The sequence below is a fragment of the Streptomyces silaceus genome (assembly GCF_001419745.1).
GTDB classification, from domain to species: Bacteria; Actinomycetota; Actinomycetes; order Streptomycetales; family Streptomycetaceae; genus Streptomyces; species Streptomyces silaceus.
This window is the reverse complement of record NZ_LIRJ01000093.1, coordinates 165-470: the sequence shown is the minus strand read 5'-3', so window position 1 is coordinate 470 and position 306 is coordinate 165. Positions and strand designations below refer to the sequence as shown.

1 protein-coding gene is annotated in these 306 nt (G+C 69.6%); it reads right to left on the bottom strand.

Annotation, left to right across the window (positions count from 1 at the left end):
• On the bottom strand, nucleotides 1–306 hold a 306-nt coding region (locus tag AOK22_RS42605), incomplete at both ends, for an HAD-IC family P-type ATPase (RefSeq protein ID WP_244164730.1).

Genomic DNA, 306 nt, shown 5'->3' with positions numbered 1-306 from the left:
CTCGATGAGCTTGGTCGGGTTGGAGTCCAGGTCCACCATGTTCCCGGCCTCCTTGGCGGCCGAGGTGCCGGTGTTCATGGCCACGCCGACGTCCGCCTGGGCCAGCGCGGGCGCGTCGTTCGTGCCGTCGCCCGTCATCGCGACCAGCTTGCCGCCGGCCTGCTCGCGCTTGATCAGCGCCATCTTGTCCTCGGGCGTGGCCTCGGCGAGGAAGTCGTCCACGCCCGCCTCGTCCGCGATCGCCTTGGCGGTCAGCGGGTTGTCGCCCGTGATCATGACGGTCTTGATGCCCATGCGGCGCAGTTC